The 25,014-nt window shown below is 63.9% G+C and carries 18 protein-coding genes and 1 pseudogene; 12 read left to right on the plus strand and 7 right to left on the minus strand.

Going from position 1 to position 25,014, the window contains the following annotated elements:
- Nucleotides 1-13: 13 nt before the first annotated feature.
- Both A9D60_RS15590 and A9D60_RS15595 read right to left on the minus strand, forming a co-directional pair.
- Nucleotides 14-814 carry a transporter substrate-binding domain-containing protein gene (locus A9D60_RS15590; RefSeq protein ID WP_039148525.1) on the minus strand — a complete coding sequence of 267 codons (801 nt, stop codon included), beginning with the start codon at nt 812-814 and terminating at the stop codon, nt 14-16.
- Between the two features lie 128 nt (nt 815-942).
- Nucleotides 943-1,356: a winged helix-turn-helix transcriptional regulator gene (locus tag A9D60_RS15595; protein WP_065268449.1), complete on the minus strand. Its 414-nt coding sequence runs from the start codon at nt 1,354-1,356 to the stop codon at nt 943-945.
- Between the two features lie 89 nt (nt 1,357-1,445).
- On the opposite strand from A9D60_RS15595, the gene A9D60_RS15600 reads away from it, so the two are divergent.
- From A9D60_RS15600 to A9D60_RS15610, 3 genes are all read left to right on the plus strand, one after another.
- Nucleotides 1,446-2,207, plus strand: a complete 762-nt coding sequence (locus A9D60_RS15600; RefSeq protein ID WP_065268450.1) for a YdhR family protein — start codon at nt 1,446-1,448, stop codon at nt 2,205-2,207.
- Between the two features lie 185 nt (nt 2,208-2,392).
- On the plus strand, nt 2,393-4,288 hold the full coding sequence (locus tag A9D60_RS15605) for a methyl-accepting chemotaxis protein (protein ID WP_065268464.1): 1,896 nt from the start codon (nt 2,393-2,395) through the stop codon (nt 4,286-4,288).
- Between the two features lie 235 nt (nt 4,289-4,523).
- Nucleotides 4,524-6,431 carry a methyl-accepting chemotaxis protein gene (locus A9D60_RS15610; protein WP_254656710.1) on the plus strand — a complete coding sequence of 636 codons (1,908 nt, stop codon included), beginning with the start codon at nt 4,524-4,526 and terminating at the stop codon, nt 6,429-6,431.
- A gap of 79 nt (nt 6,432-6,510) precedes the next feature.
- On the opposite strand, the gene A9D60_RS15615 is transcribed toward A9D60_RS15610, so the two are convergent.
- Nucleotides 6,511-8,724 carry an NADP-dependent isocitrate dehydrogenase gene (locus A9D60_RS15615; protein WP_065268451.1) on the minus strand — a complete coding sequence of 738 codons (2,214 nt, stop codon included), beginning with the start codon at nt 8,722-8,724 and terminating at the stop codon, nt 6,511-6,513.
- 296 nt (nt 8,725-9,020) lie between these two features.
- The gene (locus tag A9D60_RS15620; RefSeq protein ID WP_065268452.1) at nt 9,021-9,518 is read right to left on the minus strand and encodes an SH3 domain-containing protein; all 498 of its coding nucleotides are present in this window, start codon (nt 9,516-9,518) and stop codon (nt 9,021-9,023) included.
- Nucleotides 9,519-9,738: 220 nt separating this feature from the next.
- Between A9D60_RS15620 and A9D60_RS15625 the strand changes: the two genes are divergently transcribed.
- The 3 genes from A9D60_RS15625 (at nt 9,739) to A9D60_RS15635 (ending at nt 14,064) form a co-directional block, all read left to right on the plus strand.
- Entirely contained in the window at nt 9,739-10,725 is a 987-nt protein-coding gene (locus A9D60_RS15625) for a 2-hydroxyacid dehydrogenase (RefSeq protein ID WP_065268453.1), read from the plus strand.
- Between the two features lie 39 nt (nt 10,726-10,764).
- Nucleotides 10,765-12,546, plus strand: a complete 1,782-nt coding sequence (gene ggt, locus A9D60_RS15630) for a gamma-glutamyltransferase (RefSeq protein ID WP_065268454.1) — start codon at nt 10,765-10,767, stop codon at nt 12,544-12,546.
- Nucleotides 12,547-12,660: 114 nt separating this feature from the next.
- Entirely contained in the window at nt 12,661-14,064 is a 1,404-nt protein-coding gene (locus A9D60_RS15635) for an FAD-binding oxidoreductase (RefSeq protein WP_065268455.1), read from the plus strand.
- Between the two features lie 145 nt (nt 14,065-14,209).
- Here A9D60_RS15635 and A9D60_RS15640 read toward each other — a convergent pair whose 3' ends face one another.
- From A9D60_RS15640 to A9D60_RS15650, 3 genes are all read right to left on the minus strand, one after another.
- Entirely contained in the window at nt 14,210-15,472 is a 1,263-nt protein-coding gene (locus tag A9D60_RS15640; protein ID WP_065268456.1) for a glycerate kinase type-2 family protein, read from the minus strand.
- Between the two features lie 80 nt (nt 15,473-15,552).
- Nucleotides 15,553-16,530, minus strand: coding sequence for an HpcH/HpaI aldolase/citrate lyase family protein (locus tag A9D60_RS15645; RefSeq protein WP_065268457.1), 978 nt, complete (start codon nt 16,528-16,530; stop codon nt 15,553-15,555).
- Between the two features lie 187 nt (nt 16,531-16,717).
- Nucleotides 16,718-17,332, minus strand: a complete 615-nt coding sequence (locus A9D60_RS15650) for a response regulator transcription factor (RefSeq protein ID WP_083194229.1) — start codon at nt 17,330-17,332, stop codon at nt 16,718-16,720.
- Between the two features lie 310 nt (nt 17,333-17,642).
- Between A9D60_RS15650 and A9D60_RS15655 the strand changes: the two genes are divergently transcribed.
- The 6 genes and pseudogenes from A9D60_RS15655 to glyA form a co-directional block, all read left to right on the plus strand.
- On the plus strand, nt 17,643-18,890 hold the full coding sequence (locus A9D60_RS15655) for an aminotransferase class V-fold PLP-dependent enzyme (RefSeq protein WP_065268459.1): 1,248 nt from the start codon (nt 17,643-17,645) through the stop codon (nt 18,888-18,890).
- A 24-nt stretch (nt 18,891-18,914) separates the two neighbouring features.
- Entirely contained in the window at nt 18,915-20,114 is a 1,200-nt protein-coding gene (locus A9D60_RS15660) for a malate--CoA ligase subunit beta (RefSeq protein ID WP_065268460.1), read from the plus strand.
- Entirely contained in the window at nt 20,111-21,004 is an 894-nt protein-coding gene (gene sucD / locus A9D60_RS15665) for a succinate--CoA ligase subunit alpha (protein ID WP_065268461.1), read from the plus strand. Before A9D60_RS15660 ends, sucD begins: the two co-directional genes overlap by 4 nt.
- Before the next feature lie 101 nt (nt 21,005-21,105).
- Complete coding sequence (locus tag A9D60_RS15670; protein ID WP_065268462.1) at nt 21,106-22,077, plus strand: 2-hydroxyacid dehydrogenase; 972 nt, start codon at nt 21,106-21,108, stop codon at nt 22,075-22,077.
- The gene (locus tag A9D60_RS15675) at nt 22,077-24,737 is read left to right on the plus strand and encodes a phosphoenolpyruvate carboxylase (protein ID WP_065268463.1); all 2,661 of its coding nucleotides are present in this window, start codon (nt 22,077-22,079) and stop codon (nt 24,735-24,737) included. The genes A9D60_RS15670 and A9D60_RS15675 overlap by 1 nt, the downstream gene beginning before the upstream one ends.
- 13 nt (nt 24,738-24,750) lie before the next feature.
- Nucleotides 24,751-25,014, plus strand: a pseudogene (gene glyA, locus A9D60_RS15680) (serine hydroxymethyltransferase); the annotation flags it as partial.

The following is a 25,014-nucleotide window of genomic DNA, read 5'->3' on the forward strand; positions in this document are numbered from 1 at the left end:
TTTCACCGTTGGATCAGTACAGCACGCCGGGGATGCGCAGCTCAGGCGCGTCGCCGCCGACGTATTTGCCCCACAGCTCGGCATAACGGCCCGACCGCACCTGATGGGTGACAAACAGGTTCAGGAAGTTGATCCAGGTGACATCCTCGCGCTTGCCCACGACCGAGGTGTAATCGGTCGTCCAGGGCATCCGCGGGCCGGCTGCCAGGGTCTCATACTGCTGGGTCACCGGCAGCACCGCGGTATTGGTGGTCAGGCCAATGTCCGCCTTGCCCTGCGCCACCGCCAGGAACACCTCGTTCTCGGATTGGTAGCCCTGATAGTTGCCTTCCTCGCCCCATTCGGCGGCGATCTTCAGCCATTCCTGCTCCGGCACGGTGCCGATGGCGCCGGCCACCCGCTTGCCCTTGATGTCCTCAAAGCTCTCGATGCCGCTTTCGGTATTCACGACGCCCTGGGCGAAATAGATCGCGTAGGGGATAGTGAAGCCGACGGTGCGCGCCCGCGCCAGGCTGTCGGAGGTGGCGCCAAAGACCACATCGGCACGGCCTGTCACGATGGCCGGCAGGCGTTCGGCCCATGTCACCGGCAGGATCTCGGCATCGACTTCCAGCGCCGCCGCCAGATCGTTGCAGTAATCGACGTCAAAGCCTGCCGGTTCGTTATTGGCATCGCGGTAGCCGATTGGCGGGAAATCCAGCACCACGCCGCAGCGCAGGGTGCCGCGATCCACTACATCATCGAGCGTATCCGCAAGGGCAGGTGCCAAGGGCACCAGGGCAAGCGCCGCAGCCGCGGCCAGCGATTTGAACATGAGATCCTCCTGTCGGTTCGTTGTTGTGGAGAATCAGATACAGGATAATGGATACAAAATCCACAAATATGTGGAGCCGCCCGCCGGGACTGTGGGAGGCGGGTTAAAGACGATTTTAGATCAGAGGTTTAGGGCCGCTCGCCTGCGCGCATTCTGGCCTCGGTTCCAGTCCGGTCCGCCGAGATTTTGTCAAGGAACCCCGTCAACGCATCCGGGTCAGGGTTGTAGCGGCCGCTCCACAGGGCAATTTCAATCAGCACCGGCGCCAGGTCACGGCCTTTCTGTGTCAGCCCATAAACAAAGCTGCGGCCGCTGTCCGGGTCCTTCTCCTTGGTGACAATGCCCGCCTGCTCCAGCTGCTTCAGCCGCTGCGCCAGGATGTTGGTGGAGATCCCCTCCCAGCCTGCCAGCAGCTCGCCATAGGTCCGGGCGCCTTTCACTGCCATGTCGCGGATCACCAGGAGGCTCCACCGGTCGCCGAAAATGTCCAGCGCATAGGCGACGGGACAGCCGGAGTCATATTTGCTGCGTGAATGGGTCATGGTTCCTGCGTATGTTTTTTACTTGCGAAATGCAAGTGTTCGTGCGAGCCAATGAATCACTTGCAAAAGGCAAGCAATCAGGAGTGACCATGACCCAAACCCCGATGACCGCGGATTCCCGCGAACGATCGCGGCTGTCCCGCCGCCAGCTGCTGGCCGCCTCTGCGGGTGCGCTGCTGCTGCCCTCCCTTTCCCAAGCACAGGAAACTGCCATGACCCCCAAAGCCTTTGTTTACACCGAAGTTGCCATCTCCGTGCCGTTCGACCAGGCGCCCTGGCAGGACATCAACGAGGCGATCCGGCAGCAGCCCGGGTTCCTGAACAAGACCTGGCTGTCGGGCCACGGCAATAACTCGCTGGGCGGGTTTTATGGCTTTGACAGCATTGAAAACGCGCGCAAATTCGTGACCGGCTATTTCCCTTCGGAGCCTCGGGCCTTCGGTGTGGCACATAACACGCGGGTCTTTGATGCCCGGATGACCGAAGCCGCCAGCCGTGACATGGCTGCGGTGCAATACGGCGGCGCAGGCGCAGCACCAGGTGCCTTTGTCTATACCGAGCTGCAACTGTCGGTGCCTTTTGAAGATGCGCCCTGGCAGGCCCGGAACAAGGCGCTGAAGATGCTGCCAGGGCTGCAGAACAAGGTCTGGCTCAGCGGGTTGCAGACCCGGACGCTGGGCGGGTTTGATGCTTTCGATACGCTGGACCACGCGTTGGATTTCGCAGTGAACATGTTCCCGGAAACCGCGGCGGAGCTGGGCTGCGCCTTCTACACGCGGGTGTTTGACGCCTCGGTCACGGAGACCGCCAGCAGGGCAATGCACTCCCCTTACTACAGCCCTGCCGCCTAGCACCGGGCGGCTGCGCCAGTGCAGCTTGATTGTGTCCAGGCCGCTGCGGTTTTGCGCGGCGGCCTGGACCGGTGCGCTCACGGATGGTGCTGCGCCGGTGACGGTGCTGCGGCGCTAGGGTTTTGTTAGGACCGGCTGCCTATTTGAAGAAGGAGATGGCCCGGAATCAAAGGACCCAAATCACTATGCCTGCTTTCTTCTACCGTTTGCCGGTGCGGATCTACGCACTGGCCGCAATGGCGGTTTGCCTGTTTGCCCTGCTGACCGTCTTCCTGCTGGTTCGCGCAAATAACGATGAATATGTCAGTCGCGAACGCGAGCTGCATCAGGTCACGGACATGGCCTTCAGTCAGCTGGATGCGCTGCAGAACCAGGTCGCGGATGGCCAGCTGGATGAGGCAGCGGCCCGCGAGATGGGGCGCACGGTGCTGGAGACGTTCAGGTTCGGAACCGCCGGCGATTTTCACGCCTTTGATTTCGACCTGGTGATCACCGCAAACGCCTTTCTGCCGGAGTGGGTGGGCACGCGTCAGCAAGGCCTGACTGATGAAAACGGGGTCAAGATCTACCAGGAAATGCTCAAGATCGCCAAGGCGGATGGGCAGGGTTCTCTGATTTACCACTTCGCCAACGCAAGCACCGGAGTGATTGAAGCCAAGATGGGCTATATCCGGGTCTATGAACCCTGGGGCTGGATCGTTGGCACCGGTGCCTATGTGTCGGATATCGAGGCCAAGGTGCAGCAGAACATTATCACGACCGTGACCGGGCTGCTTGTCACCCTGGCGGTTCTGATGGTGGGCGCGACCCTGATTACCCGCAGTGTCACCGGGCCGGTCGGCGCTCTGCGCGGGCGCATGCAGTCGATGGCTGACGGCGATACCGCCAGCGCCATTCCGGCCACCGCCAGCAAAAGCGAGATCGGTGAGATGGCGCGCACTCTGGATGTGTTCCGCCAGGCGCTGATCCGCCAGCAGGAGCTGGAAGACGCGGAGCATGCGCTGAACGAGAAGCGCAGCAAGGTGGTGGCGGCGCTCAGCAGCAAGCTGTCGGCGCTGTCGCAGGGCGACCTGACCGCACAGATCACCGAGACCTTCCCGGAGGATTACGAACAGCTGCGCCAGGACTTCAACACCACCGCGCGGAACCTCAGCGCCACGGTGGAGCAGGTGATTGCCGCCGCCGCCAGCATCCGCAACGGTGCGGCTGAGATCAGCCAGGCCTCCGACGACCTGTCGCACCGCACCGAAAGCCAGGCGGCGACGCTGGAGCAGACCGCCGCGGCGCTGGACGAGCTGACAGCAAGCGTCAAATCCGCCGCTGAGGGCGCCCGCAGCGTTGAGGCGACGATGGAAGACGCCAAGGCAGAGGCCCGCACCAGCGGCGAGGTGGTGCAGAGCGCGGTATCGGCGATGACCGAGATCGAGGAAAGCTCGAACAAGATCAGCCAGATCATCTCGGTGATCGACGACATCGCTTTCCAGACCAACCTGCTGGCGCTGAACGCAGGCGTCGAGGCAGCGCGGGCCGGCGAGGCGGGCCGCGGATTCGCGGTGGTCGCCAGCGAGGTGCGGGCTCTGGCACAGCGGTCGTCTGACGCGGCGATGGAGATCAAGACGCTGATCTCCGACAGCTCCGGCCAGGTGGCCCGCGGTGTGGATCTGGTGGGCAAGGCGGGTGACGCGCTGCAAAGCATCGTCAGCCAGGTCACCCATATCTCGCAGCTGGTCTCCGGCATTGCCGAGGGTGCTGCGGAGCAGTCAACCGGTTTAAATGAGATCAACACCGGTGTCACTCAGCTGGACCAGGTGACCCAGCAGAACGCGGCGATGGTGGAGGAGGCGACGGCCGCCGGCCACATGCTGAAGACCGACGCGGGCAAGCTGGCGGACCTGGTCGCCCACTTCAAGACCGCAGGAGGCAGCGTGATGGCAGCACCGGCGAAACCCGCTCCCGCCCCGGCAGCAGCGCCGGCCCCGAGCGCCCATGGCAGCGATGACTGGGACATGCAACCCGCGCCGCAACCGGCCGCAGTGGCCGCCAGCGGCAACGCCGCCCGCGACCTGTGGCAGGATTTCTGATCCAGGACAGACCGTTGCAGACAAAAAACGCCCGGGGAAAATTCCCCGGGCGTTTTATCTTGCGGCGGTAGGGATGGGCGCTGGCCGGCAGATTGAAAGCGGTTCAATCAAAATGCGGCAAGAATTTCCGGCAATACGGCGTGAAAGCGCAGGCAGGGCTTTGCTGGGTAGGGGTTTGTTAGAAACTGCGGCCTAAACAGGCAGGCAATAGACCTGCAATGAAGGCTCTGATTACATGTCCAGAATACCCGCTTTTCTCTACCGCTTGCCTGTCCGTATCTACGCGCTTTCGGCGCTTGCGCTGTCGTTGATGGCGCTGCTGACTTTCCTGCTGCTCTCGCAGTCCGTCAAAAACGCTTATGAGATGCGCTATACGGAGCTGCACAATGTCACCGACACGGCTGTCAGCCTGCTGCACGACTTGGAGGAAGGGGTTCAGTCCGGCCGCTTCACGGAACAGGAGGCCCGTGACATCGGCCGCGAGCGCCTGACCGCGCTGCGCTTTGGCGATTCGGGGTATGTCTTTGTTTTCGATCACGATCTGGTGGTTCAAGCACACCCGGTTGTGCCGGACTGGGTTGGCACCAACCAGGGCGCTTATGAGGATGTGACCGGCATCAAGGTGTTCCAGGAGCTGGAGAAGATCGCTGCCGCCAAGGGGGCAGGGGAGCTGACCTATTTCTTCAAGAAGCCCGATTCAGAAGTGATGGAAGCCAAGATCGGCTATGTGCAGGCCTATAAGCCCTGGGGCTGGATCATCGGCACTGGCGCCTATGTGTCGGACATCGAGGCCGATGTTGCAAAGATGCGCAATGAGGCGCTGATCGTTCTGGGTATCAGCCTGGTCGCGCTGATGGTTGCCGCCTATTTCATCACCCGCAGCGTGACCGGCCCGCTGACCGGTCTGAAGAACCGGATGCAGACGATGGCCGATGGCGACACCAGCAGCGAAATCCCCTCAGCAGAGGCGCGCAGCGAACTGGGCGAGATTGCCCGGAGCGTCGATGTGTTCCGCCAGGCGCTGATCCGCCAGCAGGAGCTGGAAGACGCGGAGCATGCGCTGAACGAGAAGCGCAGCAAGGTGGTGGCGGCGCTCAGCAGCAAGCTGTCGGCGCTGTCGCAGGGCGACCTGACCGCACAGATCACCGAGACCTTCCCAGAGGATTACGAACAGCTGCGCCAGGATTTCAATACCACCGCGCGGAACCTCAGCGCCACGGTGGAGCAGGTGATCGCCGCCGCCGCCAGCATCCGCAATGGTGCGGCTGAAATCAGCCAGGCCTCTGACGACCTGTCGCACCGCACCGAAAGCCAGGCGGCGACGCTGGAACAGACCGCCGCCGCGCTGGATGAGCTGACGGCATCGGTGAAATCCGCCGCTGAGGGCGCCCGCAGTGTTGAGGCGACGATGGAAGACGCCAAGGCAGAGGCCCGCACCAGCGGCGAGGTGGTGCAGAGCGCGGTCTCTGCAATGACCGAGATCGAGGAAAGCTCGAACAAGATCAGCCAGATCATCAGCGTGATCGACGACATCGCTTTCCAGACCAACCTGCTGGCGCTGAACGCAGGCGTCGAGGCGGCGCGGGCCGGCGAGGCAGGCCGCGGATTCGCGGTGGTCGCCAGCGAGGTGCGGGCTCTGGCGCAGCGGTCGTCTGACGCGGCGATGGAGATCAAGACGCTGATCTCCGACAGCTCCGGCCAGGTGGCCCGCGGTGTGGATCTGGTGGGCAAGGCGGGCGACGCGCTGCAAAGCATCGTCAGTCAGGTCACCCATATCTCGCAGCTGGTCTCCGGCATTGCCGAGGGTGCCGCGGAGCAGTCAACCGGCCTCAATGAGATCAACACCGGTGTCACTCAGCTGGACCAGGTGACCCAGCAGAACGCGGCGATGGTGGAGGAGGCGACGGCCGCCGGCCACATGCTGAAGACCGACGCAGGCAAGCTGGCCGACCTGGTGGCCCACTTCAAGACCGCAGGCGGCGGTTCCGCGGCGGCCCCGGCAGCCCCGGTGAAACCCGCCGCTGTCCCGGCCTCGGCACCAACCGCGCATGGCGGCGATGACTGGGACATGCAACCCGCGCCGCAACCGGCCGCAGTGGCCGCCAGCGGCAACGCCGCCCGCGACCTGTGGCAGGATTTCTGATCCAGGACAGGGTCTTTGCAGAAAAAACGCCCGGGGAGCGATCCCCGGGCGTTTGCTGTTTCAGCCGGTCAGGAGCGGATCAGCCGATGATGGCGTTCAGCGTCGGGCTGGGGCGCATCACCTTGGCCTTCAGCTCCACGCTGGGGCGGAAGTAGCCGCCGATATCGGCGGGCGCGCCCTGGGCGGCGGCCAGCTCGCTGATGATCTGCTCTTCCTTGGCGCCCAGCTCCTCGGCAATGGGAGCAAAATGCGCTGCAAGCTCTGCATCGTCGGTCTGGGCTGCCAGCGCCTCGGCCCAGTAGCGGGCAAACCAGTAGTGGCTGTCGCGGTTGTCCGGCTCGCCCGCCTTGCGCGAGGGCGAGCGGTTGTGGTCGAGGATGCCTTGGGTCGCGTCCTCAGCCGCACGGCCCAGCACGCCGGCCTTGGTGATGCCTTTGACGTCGGCCAGGAAGTTCAGCGACTCGCCGAGGGCGCAGAACTCACCCATCGAGTCCCAGCGCAGGTGGTTCTCTTCGACCAGCTGCTGCACGTGCTTGGGGGCAGAGCCGCCAGCGCCGGTTTCAAACAGCCCGCCGCCCTGCATCAGCTTGACGATCGACAGCATCTTGGCCGAGGTTCCCAGTTCCAGGATCGGGAACAGGTCGGTCAGGTAATCGCGCAGCACGTTGCCGGTGATTGCGATGCTGTCCTTGCCTGCGGTGATGCTTTCCAGGCTCTGGCGGGTGGCTTCGCGCGGCGCCAAGATCTGGAACTTGTCCGCAACGCCGGCCGCCTGAAGCGCGGGCTGAACGTATTTGATCAGCTCGGCGTCATGGGCGCGGTTTGCGTCCAGCCAGAAGATCGCCTCGGAGCCGGTCAGGCGCTGGCGGTCCATCGCCAGCTGGATCCAGTTCTCGATCGGCGCCTTCTTGACGGTGCAGGCGCGCCAGATGTCGCCGGTTTCAACGTCGTGCGAATGCAGCGTATCGCCATTGGACAGCATGATGCGGATGGTGCCGTCGGCCGGCGCCTCAAAGGTGGTCGGGTGGGAGCCGTATTCCTCAGCCTTCTGCGCCATCAGTCCGACGTTGGCGACCGCGCCTGCGGTGGTCACGTCCAGCGCGCCGTTGGCTTTGAAGAAATTGATGGACTCGTCATAGACGGTGGAATAGCAGCGGTCCGGGATCACGCAGTTGGTGTCGCCCTTGTTGCCGTTCTGGTCCCAGCCCTTGCCGCCGGCGCGGATCACCGCAGGCATGGACGCGTCGATGATCACATCCGATGGCACATGCAGGTTGGTGATGCCCTTGTCGCTGTCCACCATGTACATGTCGGGGCGCTCGGCGCGTACCGCTTCGATGGCGGCGGTGATTTCGGCGTTGCCTTTGACGCGCTCCAGCAGGTCGCCCATGCCGGAGTTCGGGTTCACCCCCAGCGCGTCCAGCTCGGCGCCGTATTTCTCGAACACCGGGGCCAGCCAGGCCTTCACTGCGTGGCCGAAGATGATCGGGTCGGAGACCTTCATCATGGTCGCTTTCATATGCAGCGAGAACATGGTGCCGTCCGCCTTGGTGTCGGCAATCGCTTCGCCGAGGAAGGACGACAGCGCCTTCACCGACATGAAGGTGGCGTCCGCCACGGTGCCTTCTTCCAGCGGCCAGCCGTCTTTCAGCACGGTGACAGCGCCGTCCTTGGCGACAAACTCGATCCGCGCGGCACCGGTCTGGGCGGCGGTGATGGTTGCGGACTTCTCGTTGGCGTAGAAATCGTTGCCGGGCATTGACGACACTTTGGTCTTGCTGTCTGCCGACCATGTGCCCATCGAATGCGGGTTGGCCTTGGCGTAGTTCTTCACGGCCTTGGCGGCGCGGCGGTCGGAGTTGCCTTCACGCAGGACCGGGTTCACCGCCGAGCCCTTGATCGCGTCATAGCGGGCGCGCACGTCTTTTTCGGCGTCGGTCTTGGGCTCTTCCGGGTAGTCCGGGAGGTCATAGCCCTGGGCCTGCAGCTCCTTGATGGCGGCGGTCAGCTGCGGCACCGAGGCGGAGATGTTCGGCAGCTTGATCACATTGGCGTCCGGGGTCTTCACCAGCTGGCCCAGCTCGGCCAGGTCGTCGCTCTGGCGCTGCGCGTCGGTCAGGTTCTCCGGGAAGGCGGCGATGATGCGGCCGGCCAGCGAAATGTCCTTGGTGCCGACGGTGACGCCAGCGGCAGACGCGAACTTGCGGATGATCGGCAGGAAGGATGCCGAGGCCAGTTCGGGCGCTTCGTCTACAATGGTATACAATATGTCCGGGGTTTGATTTTCTGCCATGTTCCACAACCTTTCAGCGATCTCGGAGGCTTATAGGGCATCAGCGCGGTCGGGCCGCGCCGGTTTCGGGTAGTCCGGTGCTGCCGCAGCGGCGCCCGTGTTTCGGGCGGGTCAGGCCTGGGCAGCCATGTGTGTGGCCCCCATGTAGAACACGATTGCTGCGGGTGCAATGGTTTGGCGCACTTGCGCCCCCGCGCGGATTGCCGCGGCTGGCGTGAGGGGCGCAGCCCCTCTTGGGCAGCGGGCTCAATTCACCCCGGAGTATTTCGGCAAAGAAGAAGGGGCGGGGAGGGGGGTTACTCGCGCAACTCGTCCGGGGAGACGCCCCAGAGCTTTTTCTTCGGCGCCCAGCCGCTGTAGCCGCCGGCGGAGATCTCGCACCAGTCGCTAGCGCATTCGCCCAGCCGCGCCACCACGCCCAGTTCAAAGGCGGCCGTCACCGGCGCGCGGGTGTCGGGGCGGGCGTGCACTGTCAGCATGTCCTCCTCGACCAGCACGGTGCGCACGCCGGACAAGAGTGCGTAATGCACCCAGCCGCCGGCGCCATCGCGGTCCTGCACCCGTCGCCAGTGGCCGTATTCCGCGGTGATTTCCAGCGGCATGCCACGGCGCTTAAACACCCAGTCGATCTTATGGGTCAGCGACGGGCCGCGGCGCACATTGCCGGTGGCGGCCTTCATCGAGACATAGCGGGGCAGGGGCAGGTTGGTGACCGGGCCGCGGGATTCGGCCGCACAAACGGTGGCCGTCAGCAAGGTAACTGCTGCTGCCGCTGCCAGATGGCGGAGTGCCATTGCCGCGTTTCTCACTGCCTGCTCGCCTCTTCGTTGCCCAGCCGGGTTATGCCCAGCCTCTTGTTCCGGTTTTTTTAGCCCGTCTTGTTATGCCCCTGCAGCGCCCGGCATATTTCCGGTCCCGCGGTCAGGGAATGCGGTTGGGTTCTTGTGCCTCTGCGCATCCTGCGCCACGATGCCATGGAGGCGTGCGGAATGAAAAGCCCAAGGGAGAGCACAAGTGCCAAGAGACCGATTGAGTGTTGTCGTTACGCGACGGTTGCCGGAACCTGTGGAAACCCGGCTGAGCGAGCTGTTCAATGTGCGTCTGCGCGAAGATGACACGCCGATGACCCGCAGCGAGCTGGCCGCGGTGCTGAAAGATGCCGATGTGCTGGTGCCGACCGTCACCGATTGCATTGATGCGGGCCTGCTGGGTCAGGCCGGCCAGCGGCTGAAGCTGATCGCCAATTATGGCGCCGGCGTGGATCATATCGACGTTGCGACCGCCCGCCAGCGCGGCATTCTGGTGTCGAACACCCCCGGTGTGCTGACCGATGATACCGCGGATATGACCATGGCGCTGATCATGGCCGTGGTGCGCCGGATGCCCGAAGGCCTGGCGGTGATGCAAAAGGGCGACTGGCAGGGCTGGGCGCCGACCGCGTTCCTGGGCGGGCGCATCGCCGGGCGGCGTTTGGGAATCCTCGGCATGGGCCGGATCGGCCAGGCGGTCGCCAAGCGCGCCGCCGCCTTCGGGATGCAGATCCACTACCATAACCGCCGCCGCCTGCGCCCGGAGATTGAGGAGAAGCTGGAGGCCACCTTTTGGGAGAGCCTTGACCAGATGGTGGCGCGGATGGATGTGATCTCCGTCAACTGCCCTTCGACGCCTTCCACCTTCCACCTGATGAACGCGCGGCGGCTGAAGCTGATGAAACCTTCGGCGGTGATCGTGAACACGTCGCGCGGCGAGGTGATCGACGAGCACGCACTGACAAGGATGCTGCGCTCGGATGAGATCGCGGGCGCGGGGCTGGACGTCTATGAGCACGGCACCGACATCAACCCGCGCCTGCGTGAACTGCCCAATGTGGTGCTGCTGCCGCATATGGGGTCGGCCACCATCGAGGGCCGGATCGAGATGGGCGAGAAAGTGCTGTTGAATATCAAGACGTTTGAGGACGGCCACCGGCCGCCGGATCAGGTTGTGCCGTCGATGCTGTAACCGCGGCTGCAGGGCTGGAATTATCAAGGAGGACTTTTCATGAAGTATCTGATTCTGGCCGCTGCCGCATTTGCTGCTGGCCCTGCCGCCGCGCAGGAGGCCGCAGATGCAGTCGCCCCCGAGGCTGCAACCGCTGGCACGTTTGAGGCGATGTCCCCCGAGGTGGCCGCCGCGCTGGAGGCCAAGGCCGAAGGCCAGCCGGTGGAAGCGGACAACTGGATGGTTGCTGCCGCCAACCCGCATGCGGTGGAGGCCGGCGCTGCGATCTTGCGCGCAGGCGGCAGTGCGGCGGATGCGATGGTCGCGGTGCAGACCGTGCTGGGCCTGGTGGAGCCGCAGTCCTCTGGCCTGGGCGGCGGTGCGTTTCTGGTCTGGTATGATGCCGCCACGGGTGAACTGACCACGCTTGACGGGCGCGAGACTGCACCGCTGGCGGCGACGCCGACCCTGTTCCAGGATGAAAACGGCGAGCCGCTGAAGTTCTTTGACGCGGTGGTCGGCGGACGTTCCGTCGGCACGCCTGGCACGCCCGCGCTGCTGGACGAGGCGCACCGCCGCTGGGGCCGTGCCAACTGGCCATCTCTGTTTGAGCCGGCCATCCGGCTGGCGGAGGATGGCTTTGCCGTGTCGCCGCGACTGGCTGCATTGGTGGCAGGGGACGCCGGACGGCTGGCGCGCGCCCCGGCGACCGCGGCCTATTTCCTGCCGGAGGGCGAACCCATTGCCGAGGGCGCAACCCTGCTGAACCCGGAATATGCCGCCACCCTGCGGGCGCTGGCAGAGGGCGGGGCGGGTGCGTTCTACGCGGGCCCCATCGCGGCAGAGATTGTGCGCGCCGTGACCACGGCTGAGGGCAACCCCGGCGTGCTCTCCGCCACCGATCTGGCGCTGTATCAGGTCAAGGAGCGCCCGGCGGTCTGTGCAGCCTACCGCGATTTCGAGGCCTGCGGCATGGGGCCGCCGTCCTCTGGCGCGCTGACCGTGGGGCAGATCCTGGGGATGCTGGGCAACTACGATCTGGCGGAACTGGGGGCGGAAAGCGCCGAGTCCTGGCGGATGATCGGCGACGCTTCGCGCCTCGCCTTTGCCGACCGGGGCCGCTACATGGCGGACAGCGACTATGTGCCGGTGCCCGCCCACGGACTGGTTGCTGCGGACTATCTGGCGGGCCGGGCAGAGCTCTTGCAGGGTGATGATGCACTGCCCGAAGTGGCGCCGGGCGCCCCGGAATTTGACCACGCGCTGATGCTGGCGGATGATGAGTCGATCGAGCTGCCCTCGACCTCCCATATCTCGATTGTGGACCAGTACGGCAACGTGCTGTCGATGACCACGACGATTGAAAATGCCTTTGGCTCGCGGCTGATGGCGGCCGGGTTCCTGTTGAACAATGAGCTGACGGATTTCTCCTTCCGGACCCATGCGGACGCGGTGCCCATCGCCAACCGGCTGGAGCCGGGCAAGCGGCCGCGGTCCTCGATGGCGCCGACGATTGTGCTGAAGGATGGCAAGCCGGTGCTGGCCATCGGCTCCCCCGGCGGCAGCCGCATCATCGGCTATGTGGCCAAGTCGATCATCGCCTGGGCCGACTGGGGCATGGATATCCAGCAAGCATTGGCGCTGCCGCATCTGGTGAACCGCTTCGGCACCTATGATGTGGAGGCCGGGACCAGTGCCGAAGACCTGTCGGAGGCGCTGACAGACATGGGCTATGAGGTCAATGCCCGCGACCTGTCTTCCGGCCTGCACGCGATTGAGATCGGCGACGGGCTGAAGGGCGCGGCGGATCCGCGGCGGGAAGGGATCGCACTGGGCGGATAGGCCGTGCAGGGGGCGGCTACCGGGTTCTGGGTATTGCTGAACTCCGGTGGCTGCCCGTAGGTTAACAGGTGAAATGTTCCGGGGCGCTGCGCCCCGCTGCCAGGGGAGGCCGCCATGGTCCAAGCCACATCACTGCCGCGCAACGAGGCCGGGATCGCCGCCGCCATTGATGCACTGTCCCAGCAGTTCGGCGACCGGTTGCAAACCGGCCAGGCGATCTGCGAGCAGCACGGCCACACCACCACCTGGATCACCAACCAGGCGCCGGATGCGGTGGTGTTCCCAACCACTACCCGCGAAGTCGCAGAGATCGTCGCGGTCTGTGCTGAATTCGGTGTGCCGGTCATCCCCTTCGGTACCGGTACCTCGCTGGAGGGGCACGTGAACGCGCCTGCGGGTGGCATCTGCGTCGACATAATGCGGATGGACCAGATCATTGCAGTGCATCCCGAGGATCTGGACGTGGTGGTGCAGCCTGGTGTCACCCGCGAGCAGCTGAATACCTACCTGCGCGATCAGGGCCTTTTCTTCCCGATTGATCCCGGCGCCAATGCATCGCTTGGCGGCATGGCGGCGACTCGTGCCTCCGGCACCAATGCGGTGCGGTACGGCACCATGAAGGACAACGTGCTGGCTCTGGAGGCGGTGATGGCCGATGGCGCCGTGATCCGCACCGCACAGCGGGCCAAGAAATCCTCCGCTGGCTATGATCTCACCCGGCTGCTGGTCGGCAGCGAGGGCACTTTGGGACTGATTACTGAGCTTACCCTAAAACTGCAGGGCATCCCGGAGGCAATCCGCTCCGCCCGCTGTTCCTTCCGCACGGTGGATGAGGCCTGCCGCGCGGTGATGATGACCATTCAGTACGGCATTCCGGTGGCCCGCATCGAACTGCTGGATGAAATGAGCGTGCGCGCCGCCAATGCCTATTCCGGACTCGATCTGCCGGAAACGCCGCTGCTGCTGCTGGAGTTCCACGGCTCGGACGCGGGCGTGGTGGAGCAGTCGGACATGTTTGCGTCTATCGCCGAGGAGTTTGGCGGCTTCGATATTTCGGCCACTTCAACGCCGGAAGAGCGCAGCAAGCTCTGGCAGGCGCGCCATGACATGTATTGGGCCAGTCTGCAGTTGCGTCCCGGCGCAAAAGGGCTGTCTACCGACGTCTGCGTGCCGATCTCGCGGCTGGCGGAATGCGTAAGCGCGGCGCGCGAGAAGGCCGAGGGCATGGGCCTGCTGGCGCCAATGGTAGGCCATGTGGGGGACGGCAACTTCCACGCGCTCTTGCTCATCGACATGGAGAGCGATGCGGAGCGGCAGAAGGCGGATGAGTACATTGGCTGGCTCAACGAGATGGCGATAGACATGGACGGCACCTGTACCGGCGAGCACGGCATCGGCCAGGGCAAACGCCCCTATTTGCAGCAGGAGCTGGGCGAAGCGACCCGCTACATGGCGGCGATCAAGGCGGCGCTGGATCCGGAAAACATCATGAATCCGGGCAAGATCGTGGAGATGTAGGCGATCTGCTGTCGTTCCGCGCCGGGCTGGCACCGGAAAGTCCCCTTGCCGCGGAGGCTTGTATTCAGGAGCCAGGAGAGCACCTCAGGCTGCTTCGGAAATGGTGGACCTCCAGCAAAGATGAAGGCCGGGCGTGGCTCAAGGGTTAATCCGGCCGCCTTAGGAAAACTTGCACGTCGGCCACATTGGTGCCGGTGCCGCCGGTGATCAGCAGCGCCTCTGCGGCGTTCAAGGCGGCATAGCTGTCATTGTTGGCGAGAAGCGCGTCCGGGTCCTGCCCTGCGGCTCGAATGGCCTCCCAAGTGGTGGGGGTTGCGATGCCACCGGCCGCGTCTGTGGGGCCGTCGCGCCCGTCGGTGCCGCCGGAGAGGAACAGCCAGTCACCGCTGAGCCGTTCAGCACCAAGTTTGGCGACGCGCAGGGCCAGTTCCTGGTTGCGGCCGCCAAGGCCGGTGCCTCGGAGCTGCACCGTGGTTTCCCCGCCGAAGATCAGCGCGATAGGTCTGTCCAGCGGCGCGGATTCGGCTGCTGTGACAACGGTTTCCGCTGCCTCAGCCACGTCGCCCACCAGACGGTGGGAAACCAGCCTTGGGTTCCAGCCTTCTGCCGCGGCGGTCATCATCGCCTTCAGGCTGTGGCGGTTGGAGCCGATCAATATGTTGGTGGCAGGAGGCGGGGTTTCCTGGGATTCTTCAGTTGCAATGAGATGGGTTCTGACGGCCTCTGGCGCGCTGTCCCATAAGCCGGCACGCTGCAGGATGTACCGTGCCTGAGAACGGGTGCCAATTGGCGCTACGGTGGGGCCGGAGGCAATGGCGCGCAGGTCGTCACCGATCACGTCCGAGAGGATATAGGCCTGAACCTGCGCAGGCGCCGCATGGCGCAACAGCCCGCCGCCCTTGGTGTCCGACAATTGCTGTCGGATCAGGTTCATTTCGTTGATCTCAAGTCCCGAGGCGAGCAGCAGCTTGTTCACAGCCGCCTTGTCCGCCAGTGTGAGGCCGGGAGCGGGGGCCACCATAAGGGCGGAGCCACCGCCGGAAATCAGCGCGATCAGCCGGTCATTCGGGCCGAGAGAACGCGCCAGTTCTATGGCTGCCTGACCTGCTGCGGCGCTCGTTTCGTCCGGCACAGGGTGGCTGCCGCAGATCACCGTGGCACCGGGAATTTCCGCGTAGTTCTCGGGGTTTGTGATGGCCAGCGCCTGGGCTGCATCCGGGATCAGCCGCAACGCTTCGTGCATCATCGGGATGGCGGCCTTGCCCACGGTCAGCAGCACGTTTCTGCCGCCTTCGGGCAGCGGCGGGAGCGGTGAAGACGCCAGCTGGGCACGCAGTGCCTGCGCCGGGTCTGCCCGGTCGACAGCAGCTTGGAACAGGGCCTTGGCGGTGGTCAGCAATCCGGTCATCTGCATCTCCCTGGCATAGCGACGCTCAGCCGCCCCAGCCAGAACCGGGACGGCGTAAGGTCTTGAGACTGAACGGCGGCTTAGTTGCCGGCGATCTGCTTTGCTTTTTCCACCAGCACTTCTGCCTGACGGATTGAGGCATAGTCAATCAGGCGGCCGTCCAGCGAGACCGCGCCTTTGCCTGCGGCCTCGGCCTCGGCCATGGCTTCGAGGATGCGGTGCGCCTTGGTGATTTCCGCATCCGACGGAGACATCACTTCGTTGGCCAGTTCGATCTGGCTGGGATGGATGGCCCATTTGCCTTCGCAGCCCAGAACAGCGGCGCGTTTGGCGGCGGCCTTGTAGCCTTCCTTGTCCTGGAAATCGCCGAACGGGCCGTCGATCGGGCGCAAGCCGTTGGCGCGTGCAGCAACCACCATGCGGGCCAGCGCATAGTGCCACATGTCGCCCCAATGCACGTCGCGCGAGCCGTTTGCGGCCGGGTCGGTCAGCACCGAGTAATCGGGGTTCACACCGCCGATGATGGTGGTGCGGGCGCGGGTCGAGGCGGCATAGTCGGCAACGCCGAAATGCAGCGATTCATTGCGCTTGGAGGCTGCGGCAATTTCACTCACGTTCTGCATGCCGAGCGCGGTCTCGATGATGTGCTCGAAGCCGATCCGCTTCTTGTAGCCCTTGGCGTCTTCGATCTGGGTGACCAGCATGTCGACTGCATAAACATCGGCTGCGGTGCCGACCTTGGGGACCATGATCAGGTCCAGACGTTCACCTGCTTGTTCAACCACATCGACCACGTCGCGGTACATGTAGTGGGTGTCGAGGCCGTTGATTCGCACCGACATGGATTTGTTGCCCCAGTCGATCTCGTTCAGGGCCTTGATGATGTTCTTGCGGGCCTGGTCTTTTTCGTCCGGTGCAACCGCGTCTTCGAGATCCAGAAAGATCACGTCGACGTCGGATTTTGCCGCTTTTTCAAACATTTGTGGCTGGGATCCGGGGATTGCCAGCTCGCTGCGGTTCAGGCGGCCAGGGGCCTGTTCGATGGTATGAAACGACATGGGTGCGCTCCTCATTCGCAATGGGGTTTCGTCCTCTCCTCCTTAGGCATTCCCCATCAGGGTGTTTCCTGTCAAGAAAAAAGTTTTCATTTAAATACATTCGCGCGGGAGCGCGCCCGCGCGTCGCGCCCTCGCGTGCGTACGCGTACGCGAGCACGCACGCGAGGCGCGGGGCGGCAATCCGGGGTCATTCCTCTAGGCTGAAATCGCCCTTGGCGGCGCGGTTGGCGTAGTAGAACGCAATCGCCTGGGCGCGGTTTTTGACCGAGAGTTTTTCGTAGAGGTTCGACAGGTGGAACTTCACCGTGTTGGTCGAAATCTCCAGCTCCTTGCTGAGCTCCTTGTTGGTCAGCCCCTTGGACAGCGCCTCGAGCATCGTGCGCTCACGGCGCGACAGTTGCTCGATCGGATCGGTCTGCAGGCCGCGGACGTCGAGGAAGGGAAACACCATCTTGCCTGCGGCCACCGCGAGGCAAGTGTCCAAGAGCCCCTCGACAGCGCTGGAGCGCGGCGCAAAACCGGCGGCGCCTGCGCTCATCGCCTTGCGCGGGACGTCGCCGCTGTCGTCGGCATAGACCACCAGCCGCGGCGCGTTCGCTTGGTCGCGCAGCACTTCGATCAGCTTGGCGCCGCCAAGCGCGGGCAGGTTCCAGTCGATGATCCCGACCTGAACCGGCACCCGCATCACCGTTCCGAGGAAGCCTTCGGCGGTGGCAGAGGTGGCGACCAGCGAGAATCGAGGGTCCTTGTCGAAGATCTCTGACATCGCTGACAGCACCAGCGGATTTGCGTCAGCAAGCATGACCGATATCGGGGAAACTTTGTCGCTTATAGGAGCCATTTGGTGCCTTTTCGTTTCAAACCACCCAAATGGGTAGGGCGTATTTCGGTATGCAACGGTATTTTTACCACTTTGGGTAGGTTTTTCGCCACCCATTTAGATACCCAAAAGCAGGATATAGGAATGTTGCGGGTTTTGTCGACCTAGGTTTTCCTTAGGTTAACAGATGTTGCCCAACAGGAAACAAACCTTCCCGCAGCGAAGATCGCGACGAAGAAGGCCCGTGACCTCCGGCACATCGCCGAAACGACAACAGCGAGGCCTGACCCCGATGACTGAACCCACGATCTTCCCCAGCCTGGAAATCCCGGAAACCCTGGCCGCCGGCCCTGGACCGGGCAATACCGACCCCCGCGTGCTGCAGGCTTTTGCCAACACCGGCCTGGCCGACCACATGCAGGCGGACGTGCTGCGCGGCATGATCGAGTGCAAGCAGATGCTGCGCGATCTGTGGGGCACCTCCAACACTTACACCTACGGTGTCGGCGGCACCGGCTTCTCCGGCCTGGATTGCATGCTCAATGCGATCCTGCCTGGCGATACCGTGGTTGCCTTCCAGAATGGCACCTTCTCCGGCATCGACGCTATGACTATCCGGATGAAAGCGGCCACTCGCGAGGAGCTGGCCGCCGACGCCATGAACCCGCAGCCGGCCTCCGTCACGGTGGTTGACGTGCCGCACGGCGAGTCGGTGTCCGGCAAGCTGGTGGAGCAGGTGCTGGCAGAGAAGAAGCCCAAGTGGGCCTTCATGGCGCATTGGGAAACCGGCTCGGGCCGCATCAACGACCTCAAAGGGTTCTCGGATGCCTGTGTGAAGAACGGCGTGATGGGCCTGATCGACGCGGTATCTTCGCTGGGTATCGAAGATGTCTCGATCGACGATTACCCGGGCGTCGTGGGCTGGGCCTCCTGCCCGCAAAAAGGCGTGCTGTGCCTGCCGCTGACCTACGCGCCGGTGTCCTTCACCGACCAGTACATCCAGACCGTGCGTGAGAACGGCTGTCACTCCTATGTCCACAACCCGATCTTGGAAGCTCGACACTGGGGCATCGTGGACGGCCAGGACGTGGCCGCCGGCACCTACCACCGCACCCATTCCGGCTATGCGGTTGCCGCCTTCCACGAGGCGCTGCGCATCACCCTGCAGCACGGCCGCGCCCAGAAGGCCCGCGACTATGCCTTCCATGAGAAAGCGCTGCGCGACGCCGTGACCGCCATGGGCTGCGACGTGACCAGCAACATGACCAGCCTGGTGGTTCTGAACCTGCCCGGCGATCTGGCGGGCCGCGAAAAAGAGCTGGTGGGCAACTGCCGCGCCGTTGGCTTCGGTATTTGGCCGACCCTGTCGGAGCCGGTCCAGGTCCGCATCGGCATCCTGAACCAGATCACCCCGGCCGCTATCACCGACATCGTCAACCGGTTCGGAAATGCGATGAACGACATGGGCGCCCAGGTGAACATGGAAGAGATCAATGCGCTGCTCGACCGCCATTACAGCACCGCGGTTGCGGCCGAATAAGCCCGCTCCATAGGGAGGAAACCAATGGACATTCATGAATACCAGGCCAAGGAAGTTCTCAGCAACTTCGGCGTGACCGTACCGCCGGGTGCGCTGGCCTACAGCCCCGAGCAGGCGGCCTACCGCGCGCGGGAACTGGGCGGTGACCGCTGGATCGTCAAGGCCCAGGTTCACGCCGGCGGCCGCGGCAAGGCGGGCGGCGTCAAGCTGTGCAACTCGGAAGCCGAGATCTATGAGGCGACCGAAAACCTGTTCGGCAAGAAGCTGGTGACCCACCAGACCGGCCCCGAGGGCAAAGGCATCTACCGTGTCTATGTCGAAGGCGCGGTGCCGATTGCCCGCGAGATCTATCTCGGCTTTGTGCTGGACCGCTCCAGCCAGCGGGTGATGATCGTTGCCTCCTCTGAGGGCGGCATGGAGATTGAGGAGATCTCTGCCGAGCGGCCCGAGTCCATCGTGCGCTCGACCGTTGAGCCGGCCGTTGGCCTGCAGGACTTCCAGGCTCGGGAGATCGCGTTCCAGCTGGGTATTGAACCGGCAATGACGCAGCAGATGGTGCGCACGCTCAAGGGCTGCTACCAGGCGTTCTCCGAACTGGACGCCACCATGGTTGAGATCAACCCGCTGGTGGTCACCTCGGACAACCGGGTCATCGCGCTGGATGCCAAGATGACCTTTGACGACAACGCCCTGTTCCGCCACCCGCAGATCGCGGAACTGCGCGACAAGTCCCAGGAAGACCCGCGCGAAGCCCGCGCGGCCGACCGCGGCCTGTCTTATGTTGGGTTGGAAGGCAATATCGGCTGCATCGTGAACGGCGCAGGCCTGGCGATGGCGACGATGGATACCATCAAGCTGGCCGGCGGCGAGCCTGCCAACTTCCTGGACATCGGCGGCGGTGCAACGCCTGAGCGGGTCGCCAAGGCGTTCCGCTTGGTGATGTCCGACAGCAATGTGCAGGCGGTTCTGGTCAACATCTTCGCCGGCATCAACCGCTGCGACTGGGTTGCCGAAGGCGTCGTGCAAGCGCTGAAGGAAGTGCAGGTCGACGTGCCCGTAGTGGTCCGCCTTGCCGGTACAAACGTGGAGGAAGGCCAGAAGATCCTGGCGCAAAGCGGCCTGCCGCTGATCCGCGCAACCTCGCTGATGGAAGCCGCCGAGCGGGCCGTCGGTGCGTGGAAAAACGACCTTGATCAAAACACTCGTGTGAGGGCCGTCAAATGAGCATCCTTCTTGATCGCGAAAGCAAAGTCATCGTCCAGGGCATCACCGGTAAGATTGCCCGGTTCCACACCAAGGACATGATTGAATACGGAACCAACGTCGTGGGCGGCGTGGTGCCGGGCAAGGGCGGCGATACCGTCGAGGGCGTGCCGGTCTTCAACACCGTGAAAGAAGCGGTTGAGGCCACCGGCGCCAATGCCTCGCTGGTATTTGTGCCGCCGCCGTTTGCAGCCGACTCCATCATGGAAGCGGCGGATGCGGGCATCAACTACTGCGTCTGCATCACCGACGGCATCCCGGCCCAGGACATGATCCGGGTGAAGCGCTACATGTACCGCTATCCCAAGGACAAGCGGATGATCCTGACAGGCCCGAACTGCGCGGGCACCATCTCGCCGGGCAAAGCACTGCTGGGCATCATGCCGGGCCATATCTACCTGCCGGGCACCGTGGGCATCATCGGCCGTTCGGGCACACTGGGGTATGAGGCCGCGGCACAGCTGAAAGAGCTGGGTCTGGGGGTTTCCACCTCGGTCGGCATCGGCGGCGACCCGATCAACGGCTCCTCCTTCAAGGACATCCTGGAATGGTTCGAGAAGGATTCGGAAACCGAAGTCATCGCGATGATCGGTGAAATCGGCGGCCCGCAGGAAGCGGAAGCGGCGGATTACATCAAGAACCATGTGACCAAGCCGGTGGTGGCCTATGTCGCGGGTCTGACCGCACCCAAGGGCCGTACCATGGGCCATGCGGGCGCGATCATCTCAGCCTTTGGCGAGAGCGCCTCTGAGAAGGTGGAGATCCTGTCGGCGGCCGGCGTGACCGTTGCCGAGAACCCCGCCGTGATCGGCGAAACCATCGCAAGCGTGATGAAAAAGAACGCCGCCTGATCCGGAAACGGAACAGGCGCAACGCTCCACCCCTGGCCCGGGGCAATGGCGGGGGTGGGGCGCATTAAAAAATAGCACAAGCACGTCAGGGAGATGAAATCATGGCAAAGCCCAAGGTTCTGGTGACCCGCCGCTGGCCAGCCGCAGTCGAGGCGCAGCTTTCCGAGGCGTTTGATGCTGTGCTGAACACGGGCGACAAGCCGCTGAGCGAGGACGAACTGCGCGACGCGCTCAAGTCTTATGACGCGGTGCTGCCAACCGTGACCGACAAGATCTCCGCCAGGGCGTTTGATATCGCCAAGCCCCAAGCCCGGATCCTTGCCAACTACGGTGTCGGATACTCCCACATTGATATGCATGGCGCCGCAGGCCACGGTATGACCGTGACCAACACCCCGGATGTGCTTAGCGAATGCACCGCCGATATCGCCATGACCTTGCTGCTGATGGTGGCCCGCCGGGCCGGTGAGGGAGAGCGCGAGCTGCGCGCCGGCGAATGGACCGGCTGGCGCCCGACCCATCTGGTCGGCACCAAGGTCTCCGGCAAGACACTGGGCATTGTCGGCTTTGGCCGCATCGGCCAGGAGATGGCGCGGCGTGCGCATCACGGCTTTGGCATGAAGATCGTAGTGCAGAACCGTTCCCGCGTTTCCCCTGATATCCTGGCCCGCTACAACGCGACCCAGGCGGACAGCCTGGAAGAGCTGATGCCGCAGTGCGACTTTCTCTCGCTGCATTGTCCAGGCGGGCCTGCCAACCGGCATCTGATCAACACCCGGATGCTGAACCTGATGAAGCCGGACGCCTTCCTTATTAATACGGCGCGTGGTGAGGTGATCGACGAACTGGCCCTGTCCCGTGCTTTGTGGTTTGAAACCATCGGCGGCGCAGGTCTGGACGTCTTCGACGGCGAGCCGCGCATCAACCCGGATCTGCTGGACTGCGACAACCTGGTGATGCTGCCGCATCTGGGCAGCGCAACCCGCGAGGCACGTGAGGCGATGGGCTTCCGCGTGCTCGATAACCTCAGCGATTTCTTTGCAGGGCGCGAGCCGCGCGACCGGGTGATGTGATGGGAGACCCTGCCGAATCCGCCCATGCGGACTATGAAGACACCGGCTATGCCGCTGAGCTTCGCAACGAACTCCACGCGCTTTGGCTGGACGTCCTGCGCCAGCGCGCTCCGGAGGTGGCCCAGAAGGCCGTCGGGGAATCCGCTTGGGATTTGTCCGGCGACCAGCCGGCCACTCCTTATCTGCAGGCCTTCAATATCTGGTTCCAGCTGCTGAAGATCGTCGAGGAAAACGCGGCCATGCGCGACCGCCGCATGGCGGAAACCCAGGACGGCCCGGAGGTGGTCGAGGGCAGCTTTGCCCGCGCGCTGGATCTGGCCGGGGAACTGGCCACGCCGGAACGGCTGCAGGAGGTTGCCAGTCAGTTTTCCATCGGCCCGACCCTGACCGCGCATCCGACCGAGGCCAAGCGTGTCACCATCCTGGAAATCCACCGTCGCATCTACCGCGGTTTGGTGTCGCTGGAAGCCAAGCGCTGGACCCCGCGCGAGCGTGAGGGGCTGCTGGAGGATCTGCGCTCGGAAATCGATCTGTTGTGGATGACGGGCGAGTTGCGCCGCGACCGGCCCAGCCTGCAGGATGAAATCCAATGGGGCCTGCAGTTTTTCCGTGACAGCCTGTATGAAGCGGTGCCGCAGCTGTTTGAACGCTACATCGCAGCTGCCGAACCGCGGCTAGGCGACAGTGCCGATGCGCCCTGCCTCAAGTTCCATTCCTGGATCGGCGGCGACCGCGACGGCAACCCGAATGTCACGGTTGACGCCACGGCGGCGGCGCTGACCGCAAACCGTGCGGCGATCTTGAAACGCTACCAGAAGGCGCTGACCACCGCAGCGGAACGGATCTCCATTTCGGCTGCCGTGTTTGCCTTGCCTGACGGCACTTCTGCCAGGCTGACAAAGGTCATTGCCGCCACCCCCGGCGCTGCGGCGCTGTCCGCTCGCAACCCGGGCGAGGTTTTTCGCCAGGCGCTGACCGCGATCCTGGCGCGGATCAAGGCCACCGCGGCAGAGGAAGCCGGTGCATATAAACATCTCGGCGATTTCGTTGCCGATCTGGCAGAAATCGAAGAAGCGCTGGAGGAAATCGGCGCGCACCGTCTGGCCGCCCGCTATGTGCGTCCGATCCGCTGGCAGGCGGATGTCTTTGGCTTCCGCACGGTGACACTGGATGTCCGCCAGAACTCCACCGTGACAACCGAAACGCTGACCGAAATCTGGGCGCGTTCCGGCGAGGTGCCGGAGTTCGGCAGCCCGGAATGGTCGGCGCGGCTGCGCAAGGAACTGGGCAGCGCCTCGCTTCCATACATGACCCCGGATGAGCTGAGCCCGCAAAGCGGCGAATTGCTTAAGCTGCTGCGGCTGATGCGCGATGCCGGTGCGGGCGAGGATCCGCAGGCGATGGGGCCGTTCATCCTGTCGATGACCCGCTCCACCGATGACCTGCTGGGGGTCTATCTTCTGGCGCGCTATGCGGGCTTCGGTGCTGAAAAGGCCGCGCTCAAAGTGGTGCCGCTGTTTGAAACCATTGGCGATCTGCGCGCGGCCCCGGGTATCCTTGATGGCCTGCTGGGCGTGCCCTTTGCCCTCCGCTCTCTGAAATCCAGTGACAACCGTATCGAGGTGATGCTGGGTTATTCCGACAGCAATAAGGACGGCGGCTTTCTCTGCTCCACCTGGGAGCTGGAAAAGGCGCAGCGGCTGATCACCCGCACCCTGGCAGCGCACCGGATGAAGCCGGTATTCTTCCACGGCCGCGGCGGCTCTGTTTCACGTGGAGGTGCCCCTGCCGAACGCGCCATTGCGGCCCAGCCTGCAGGCACCATCGCGGGGCGGATGCGCATTACCGAACAGGGCGAGGTTGTCAGTTCGAAATACGCCAACCGCGGTACTGCCCTGCACCAGCTGGAGCTGATGGCGTCCTCGGTGCTGCGCCATTCGCTGCAGGACGACMCCCCGCCGGTAAACCCGGAGTTTGATGACGCCTTTGAAGCGCTGGCCGGCATGTCCCAGGCGGCCTACTCCAACCTTCTGAACACGCAGGGTTTTCTTGACTATTTTCAGCAGGCCAGCCCTGTGGAGGAACTGGCGATGCTCAAGATCGGCTCGCGCCCTGCGCGCCGCTTCGGAGCTGGATCGCTGGACGATCTGCGGGCGATCCCCTGGGTCTTTGCCTGGTCGCAGAACCGCCACATGATCACCGGCTGGTATGGTTTCGGCTCGGCGGTTGCCAGTTTCCGCAAGTTCCGCGGCGCCCGCGGCGATGCGGTGCTGCAGGAGATGTTTGCGGGATCGCCGCTGTTCCGCCTGGTGGTGGACGAGGTTGAAAAGACTCTGCTGCAAAGCGACATGGAAATCGCCGCTGATTACGCGACGCTGGTGCAGGACGCCGAGATCCGCGACCGCATCTTTGGTTCGATCCGCAAGGAATACCAGCTGTCCTGCGAGGCAATTGCGTTCCTGACCGGCGACAGCAGCCTGTCGCAGCGGTTCCCGCGCCTGCGCGCCCGGTTTAGCCGCGTCGAAAACATGCTGCGCGAAATACACAAAACCCAGGTGCGCCTCCTGCGGGAAGAGCGCGCCCGGAAATCTTCAACAGTGCCCGTCCCGCTGATGCAGTCGATGAACTGCGTTGCGGCGGGCCTTGGCTGGACTGGATAGACAGGAGCCCCGAATGTCCAAAGATCTGTTTTTCACCCAAGCGCTTTCTGAGCGCGATCCTGAACTGTTTGGCGCGATCACTGCCGAACTGGGCCGCCAGCGCGACGAGATCGAGCTGATTGCGTCCGAGAACATCGTCTCCGCCGCGGTGATGGAAGCGCAAGGCTCGGTGCTGACCAACAAATACGCCGAAGGCTACCCGGGGCGCCGTTACTACGGCGGCTGCCAGTATGTCGACGTCGCTGAAAACCTGGCGATCGACCGCGCCAAGGCGCTG

The organism is Leisingera sp. JC1 (assembly GCF_001679925.1).
Classification (GTDB): Bacteria; Pseudomonadota; Alphaproteobacteria; order Rhodobacterales; family Rhodobacteraceae; genus Leisingera.

Excerpts from the sequence above, each read along its gene's own strand:
- sucD (WP_065268461.1), top strand. The coding sequence starts at position 20,111 with ATGAGCATCCTTCTTGATCGCGAAAGCAAAGTCATCGTCCAGGGCATC.
- A9D60_RS15650 (WP_083194229.1), bottom strand. The coding sequence starts at position 17,332 with ATGCTTGCTGACGCAAATCCGCTGGTGCTGTCAGCGATGTCAGAGATC.
- A9D60_RS15610 (WP_254656710.1), top strand. The coding sequence starts at position 4,524 with ATGTCCAGAATACCCGCTTTTCTCTACCGCTTGCCTGTCCGTATCTAC.
- A9D60_RS15660 (WP_065268460.1), top strand. The coding sequence starts at position 18,915 with ATGGACATTCATGAATACCAGGCCAAGGAAGTTCTCAGCAACTTCGGC.
- A9D60_RS15590 (WP_039148525.1), bottom strand. The coding sequence starts at position 814 with ATGTTCAAATCGCTGGCCGCGGCTGCGGCGCTTGCCCTGGTGCCCTTG.
- A9D60_RS15595 (WP_065268449.1), bottom strand. The coding sequence starts at position 1,356 with ATGACCCATTCACGCAGCAAATATGACTCCGGCTGTCCCGTCGCCTAT.
- A9D60_RS15670 (WP_065268462.1), top strand. The coding sequence starts at position 21,106 with ATGGCAAAGCCCAAGGTTCTGGTGACCCGCCGCTGGCCAGCCGCAGTC.
- A9D60_RS15600 (WP_065268450.1), top strand. The coding sequence starts at position 1,446 with ATGACCCAAACCCCGATGACCGCGGATTCCCGCGAACGATCGCGGCTG.
- A9D60_RS15605 (WP_065268464.1), top strand. The coding sequence starts at position 2,393 with ATGCCTGCTTTCTTCTACCGTTTGCCGGTGCGGATCTACGCACTGGCC.
- A9D60_RS15620 (WP_065268452.1), bottom strand. The coding sequence starts at position 9,518 with ATGGCACTCCGCCATCTGGCAGCGGCAGCAGCAGTTACCTTGCTGACG.
- A9D60_RS15655 (WP_065268459.1), top strand. The coding sequence starts at position 17,643 with ATGACTGAACCCACGATCTTCCCCAGCCTGGAAATCCCGGAAACCCTG.
- A9D60_RS15645 (WP_065268457.1), bottom strand. The coding sequence starts at position 16,530 with ATGTCGTTTCATACCATCGAACAGGCCCCTGGCCGCCTGAACCGCAGC.
- ggt (WP_065268454.1), top strand. The coding sequence starts at position 10,765 with ATGAAGTATCTGATTCTGGCCGCTGCCGCATTTGCTGCTGGCCCTGCC.
- A9D60_RS15640 (WP_065268456.1), bottom strand. The coding sequence starts at position 15,472 with ATGACCGGATTGCTGACCACCGCCAAGGCCCTGTTCCAAGCTGCTGTC.
- A9D60_RS15635 (WP_065268455.1), top strand. The coding sequence starts at position 12,661 with ATGGTCCAAGCCACATCACTGCCGCGCAACGAGGCCGGGATCGCCGCC.
- A9D60_RS15615 (WP_065268451.1), bottom strand. The coding sequence starts at position 8,724 with ATGGCAGAAAATCAAACCCCGGACATATTGTATACCATTGTAGACGAA.